Origin of the sequence: Burkholderia sp. BDU5 (assembly GCF_001522845.1) — a bacterium.
Taxonomy (GTDB): Bacteria; Pseudomonadota; Gammaproteobacteria; order Burkholderiales; family Burkholderiaceae; genus Burkholderia; species Burkholderia mayonis.
On the sequence record NZ_LOWC01000040.1, the window covers coordinates 1 to 4,794 of the forward strand.

General features: G+C 65.8%; 5 protein-coding genes. All 5 read right to left on the minus strand.

What is annotated here, in order from left to right; genetic code table 11:
* The coding region (locus tag WS69_RS07965) for a DUF5131 family protein (protein ID WP_156438002.1) at window positions 1-657 on the minus strand (657 nt) is incomplete at its 3' end.
* Window positions 654-1,394, minus strand: coding sequence for a hypothetical protein (locus tag WS69_RS33090; protein WP_156438005.1), 741 nt, complete (start codon window positions 1,392-1,394; stop codon window positions 654-656). The genes WS69_RS07965 and WS69_RS33090, both read right to left, overlap by 4 nt.
* Window positions 1,384-2,409, minus strand: a complete 1,026-nt coding sequence (locus WS69_RS33095; protein ID WP_156438007.1) for a hypothetical protein — start codon at window positions 2,407-2,409, stop codon at window positions 1,384-1,386. Before WS69_RS33095 ends, WS69_RS33090 begins: the two co-directional genes overlap by 11 nt.
* An 8-nt stretch (window positions 2,410-2,417) precedes the next feature.
* The gene (locus WS69_RS07980) at window positions 2,418-2,822 is read right to left on the minus strand and encodes a beta-sandwich lipoprotein (RefSeq protein WP_059470252.1); all 405 of its coding nucleotides are present in this window, start codon (window positions 2,820-2,822) and stop codon (window positions 2,418-2,420) included.
* Between the two features lie 291 nt (window positions 2,823-3,113).
* Window positions 3,114-4,794: hypothetical protein (locus WS69_RS34055; RefSeq protein WP_059470253.1), on the minus strand; the 1,681-nt coding region annotated here is incomplete at its 5' end.

Consider the following 4,794-nt stretch of genomic DNA (forward strand, 5'->3'; position numbering starts at 1 on the left):
CCAGTGCAGGCCGCCATCGTCCGGACGGCGGCATTCGAACTGCCTCTTGCCTTCGTGCGTGCGCCAGTTGCCGGTAGGTTCACTGAAGATGTGGAAGCGCAGATCGACCGGCCCGAGCAGCGGCTCCATCGACAGGAAGCGCACGGGCGCGGGCACCGCGAGCAGCTTCGGGATGTCGCGGTCGGCCTCGGCCTGGTTGACGATCGTCGCACCGAGCCAGACGTTGTCGCGGCCGGCGAGCCAGTCATGCGTTCGCGCGCGGGCGACCATTTCGAACACGTTGCCGATGCGCTTCGTCAACAGTAACCAGTTGAGGTTCGGCGTGAGTTCGATCAGATCGAACAACTCACGGCGCCATGCCGGATCGACGGCGTTATCGAACACATCCGCGAGCGATGCGCAGAACACACGCTGGCGTCGGCCGTGCTCCGCGAAGAAATCGGCGTGTGCGGCGTTCCATGCGAGCGGCTTCCGCCAGTTCGCAGCCGATGTCCGTCGCCGCGGCGCACCCGCCCCCCAGTTCGGTGCGGCACCACCGCCGAATCGAGCGTTGCGCGCCTCGGCGTAGCAATGGTCGCAGCCCGGCCCGACCTTCTGGCAACCTTCCCACGGGTTGAACGTGTGGTCGCACCATTCGATTTTGCTGTTCTCGCTCATGTGCGGCTCCCTTGGGTGCGGGCGGCATCGGCATTGGCTCTTGCCTTGCGATAGTGTTCGTCGCAGCAGAAGCCTTGCCCCATCCACAGCGAAGACGAAGGATTGCCGCAGAAGCACGCCGGGAGCGGGTTCGCCTGATTCGCGTTGAACCAGAATTGCGCATGCTTGCCGTGTGGCGCATCGAAATCCGGGAGGTGTCCGGGCCCTTCCAGGGTGTTGACGATCCAGTTCAGGCCCTCTTCAGCACCTTTCCCGTGCTGCCACTCGATGATCGCCGACTGCATCGCGACAGTCTGATCGTGGATGATGTCCGACAACGTTTTGATGAGGCGCGTCGTCTTTTCGCCCGTCACCTCGCCGCTCGGCTTCGTTGCCTCTTGGTAGCAATGCTTGCATGCGCCATCGTCAACGCCGTGCGGGCACTCATCGCTCGGCTGCTGCACCATCACATGCGAAGCGATTACCCAATGTCCTTCTGGATCGATCTTCATACCCGTCGTGGCCCACGAATGGCGCTGCGCGCCGCAATAGTTAGGCTGCTGTACCGGATTGTCGAGAAGGGCGACCAGGCGCTCAAGCAACCGCAATTCAGCCTCGTATAACACCTTGTCGTCGGCATCGGGCCATTCACCGTCGGTGGTGGTGCATCCGGCTTTCAACTCGTCGGCGCTCCGCGAAATACTCGCGCAGGCGTCCATGATCGTGGCGCGTGCGTCGGCCGTCAGCTTACTGGTCATGGTCGGCACCTTTGAGAAGGGCGCGGAGCACACGGGCATGAGCATCCAACATGCGCTCCTCCATTGTCTTGGCTGCAAACTCGATTACCTCGCGCTGGCTGTTCGTCAGGTTCGCCACCCTCGCGGTGGGCGGGGCGGCGATTTCAACGCGCCACTCATCAGCGCGACCGGCTGTTTCGGCCAGCAGGTCGGCGCTCGGCGCGCCATCGCACCAATGACGGCCGTCCGAAACCCACTCGCCGCTGACCGTGTTCCGACGCAGCACGCGATACGCCACCACCACCGCCTCTCCCGCATCGGCGGGGGCGCGCGATTCGAGTTCGCGGTCGATGCATGTCAGGCAGACGTAGCCGCCCATCCAGTCGATCCGCAGCGGCGTGTGCTTGTGCTCGCCGCACGACGCACAGTTGGTCGCCTGTGTGCTGGCGTAGGTATGCGGCTCGCGCGCCTCTGCCGGTGCGTCGGCCTGCGCGGGTTGCGGGGCGGCGTAGAGCGGCACGATCTTTCCATCACCATGGGCATCAGACAGCCGCTGTGCGGCGCCCTTGTCGCGCACGATTGGGGCAAAGTCATTGCTGGCTGAGCACACATATGCCACTGGTCCCGCCGCCTGCGCGGGGACGGCGGCTCGGTCACGGCGGCAGGAGCCGTCCGTGCGCTGCTCGCGTGGGCCCACGCCGCTGCACATGCACGGCGTCGGCACACCAGCAAGCCGCGCGCGCAGCCACGTCGCGACGTCTTCACCCTGCTGGCAACCGAACTCGCTGCAGATCCCGTGCAGCAGGTCGAGGTTCACGCGCACCGCGTTGTAGACCCAGCGGGCGATCGGGCGTAGCAGGTCGCCGTCCTGCTGAGGCTCGATGGCGTCGAGCAGGTCGCGCACGATCTTGACGCTCGCTGAACTGTCGTTCCTGAGTTCGTCGATGTTGTCGCCGCCATGCTCCGCGTCGTAGTGGTGGCGGATGAACTCGCGCAGTTGGTCGACGGTATAGCCGCCGTAGGTGTTGGTCGTCATCGTCGTCCTCACTTGACGGAGATATCCGGAACAATCACCGACGGCTTGAATACGACCTTGTAGTGGTACGTGTTTGCCGGCGCCGGGTCGAGCTGCTCGATGAAATACGTCACGTTGTTCGACAGTCCGAGGAAGTGCTTCTTGTAGTCGTTTGGGCCCGTTTTGCAGATGATCGCGAGCTTCGTGTCGGTGCTGGAGTTGTCCTTCGAGCAAAGGCCCTCGATAGTCAGCATGTACTCGCCAGTGAACCCGTTGTAGAACACGATGCGGCGGTTGATCTGGAAATTATCGGCGGCCGTCGACAGATTCTTCGATGCCACGTCGGCATCAGAGCACCCGGCGGTCGCCGCGATGCTGCCAACCACGGAGGCAACGATCAGCAGCCGAGCGGAGGCGTTCGAGTGATGGGTCATGGTGTGAGCCTCGATGGTCATGAGAATAGGTCGCCCTGCTTTGTGCCGCTCGACTCGGCAAGGTGCGTAGGACAGAAGTGGACGTCCGCATCGACCTGGTGTGCATGCACCGCGCACAGGTGCCGGTCGCACGTCTTACCTGGCTTCGTCTGGAAATCGCACTGGAAGCCGCTCGGCGCGTTGCAGCCGTCGACCGAGCAGCGGTGAGAACGCTTACGACTGCGCGTGCAGATGATTCCGGAGATGCCGCCGGGAAGGCGAAACGGGGTGCAGGGCATCAGGTGCCTCCGTTTAGAAGGTCTGCGGCGCGACGGTCAGCGCGATCGCGATCGGGCGCACCCAGACCGGTGTCGACGAAAGCTGGAAAGTCTCGCCGGATTCGGCGAGCAGCAGCGTGGTGCCCATCACCTCGGCGATTGCCTGCGCGGCGTCCGGCGGCACGGCGTTGCCGATGCGCTCGCGCCACGCCTGGTCGGATAGTCCGTCGAGCTCGAGATACTCCTCCGGCTCGACGAGCGATTGCAGGACGGCCAGCTCGAGCGTGGTGAACGGCCGGTGCCACGTACCGTCGAGCGCGCGGATCACGGCGACAGTCTTCTCGTTCGCCGCGGGCATGCGCGGATCGGCGACAGACCAGCGGCCGTTGTCGTGGCCGGCGGCGGCCGATACCGCGCCGCTGTGCTGGTCCCAGCCGACCACGCCGTAGTGCCCGCCGGTCAGGTACGCGTCGCCGCGCTCGCGGCGCATGCCCGGGCGCGGATCGGCCACGGCGAACGCGCCTTGGCCGCTGTCGCTGCGCGCGATGACCGTGCCGGCCGGCTCGTCGAAGCCGGTCACGCGGTACTTGCCTGCGCCGTCGAAACCAGTGCTCGCGCGCGGATCGGCGACCGCGTACGCGCCCTGGTCATCGCCGCCGATGACCGTACCTGCGTGGCCGGCCCATTCGGTCACCTTGTACTTGCTGAACAGCGGGCCGACCGGCGGCCGCGGATCCTGCACGCATTGACCAGTGCCGTGCGCGCTGGTGACGGCGCCGGCCGGATCGCGCCAAGGAACGATCCGGAATTCGTTGTTGTGCTTCGGCGCGCCGGCGTGGCGTGGGTCGGCCACGGTGTAGTAGCCCTGGCCCGGGGTCTGCTGGCCGGCGATCGTGCCGCAGTGGTCATCCCATGGGAGCACGCCGTAGGCATGGCCGTCGTTCCACTTGGCGCTTTGCGCGAAACGCGGATCGGCGACGCTAAAGGCGCCGTTCGTCGGCAGCGACTCGCCGGCGACTGTGCCGGCCGGCTCGGTCCAGTCGACAACGCCGAGATGGCCGCCGCGGCGCTCGGGCACGATGAGGTAGTCGCGCAGTTGGCCGTTCTCGACCGCGAGCTTGTTCAGGCTGCGCCAGTCGCTGCCAGCTTCAACGAACGCGAGGCGGACCCACGTTTTCCACTGCAGCGACGGCACGCGGTGCATTGGGCCTGCTGCCTCGACGTCGCCCGGAAGCGGCATGCGGCCGAGCAGCGTGCCGACGCCCTGCAGGCGGTTCTGCTCCGGTTCGTACAGGAACGCTGGTACCTTTTCGGTATGCCGCGCGACGAGCAGGAAGCGTTTGCGGCTTTGCGCCATGCCGCGCTTCGCGATGCGGCCGCAGTCGTGCGAAGTTTCGTTCTTCGCGTAGCCGTAGTGCTGCAAGATCTGCCCGATCTGGTCCAGCAGGTGGCGGCCGCGCGTCGCGAGCCGGGGGACGTTTTCGAACACGATTAGTTCGACCGGATCGTCTTTCCATGCCTCACACATCAGCCACACGCACCGGAGCGTCAGCTCGTTGAGCGCCTGGTACTTCGGCGTGCGGCTGAGCGTTTCCGACAGCAGCCCAGACGCACCCTTGCATGGCGACGAGATGAACACGCAGTGCGGATGCTGGTAGCCGGCGGCGCGGCGAACGTCTTCGGGCGTGGCCTCGCGCCAGCCGGCCGGCGGCTCG

Excerpts from the sequence above, each read along its gene's own strand:
- WS69_RS33090 (WP_156438005.1), bottom strand. The coding sequence starts at position 1,394 with ATGACCAGTAAGCTGACGGCCGACGCACGCGCCACGATCATGGACGCC.
- WS69_RS07980 (WP_059470252.1), bottom strand. The coding sequence starts at position 2,822 with ATGACCCATCACTCGAACGCCTCCGCTCGGCTGCTGATCGTTGCCTCC.
- WS69_RS33095 (WP_156438007.1), bottom strand. The coding sequence starts at position 2,409 with ATGACGACCAACACCTACGGCGGCTATACCGTCGACCAACTGCGCGAG.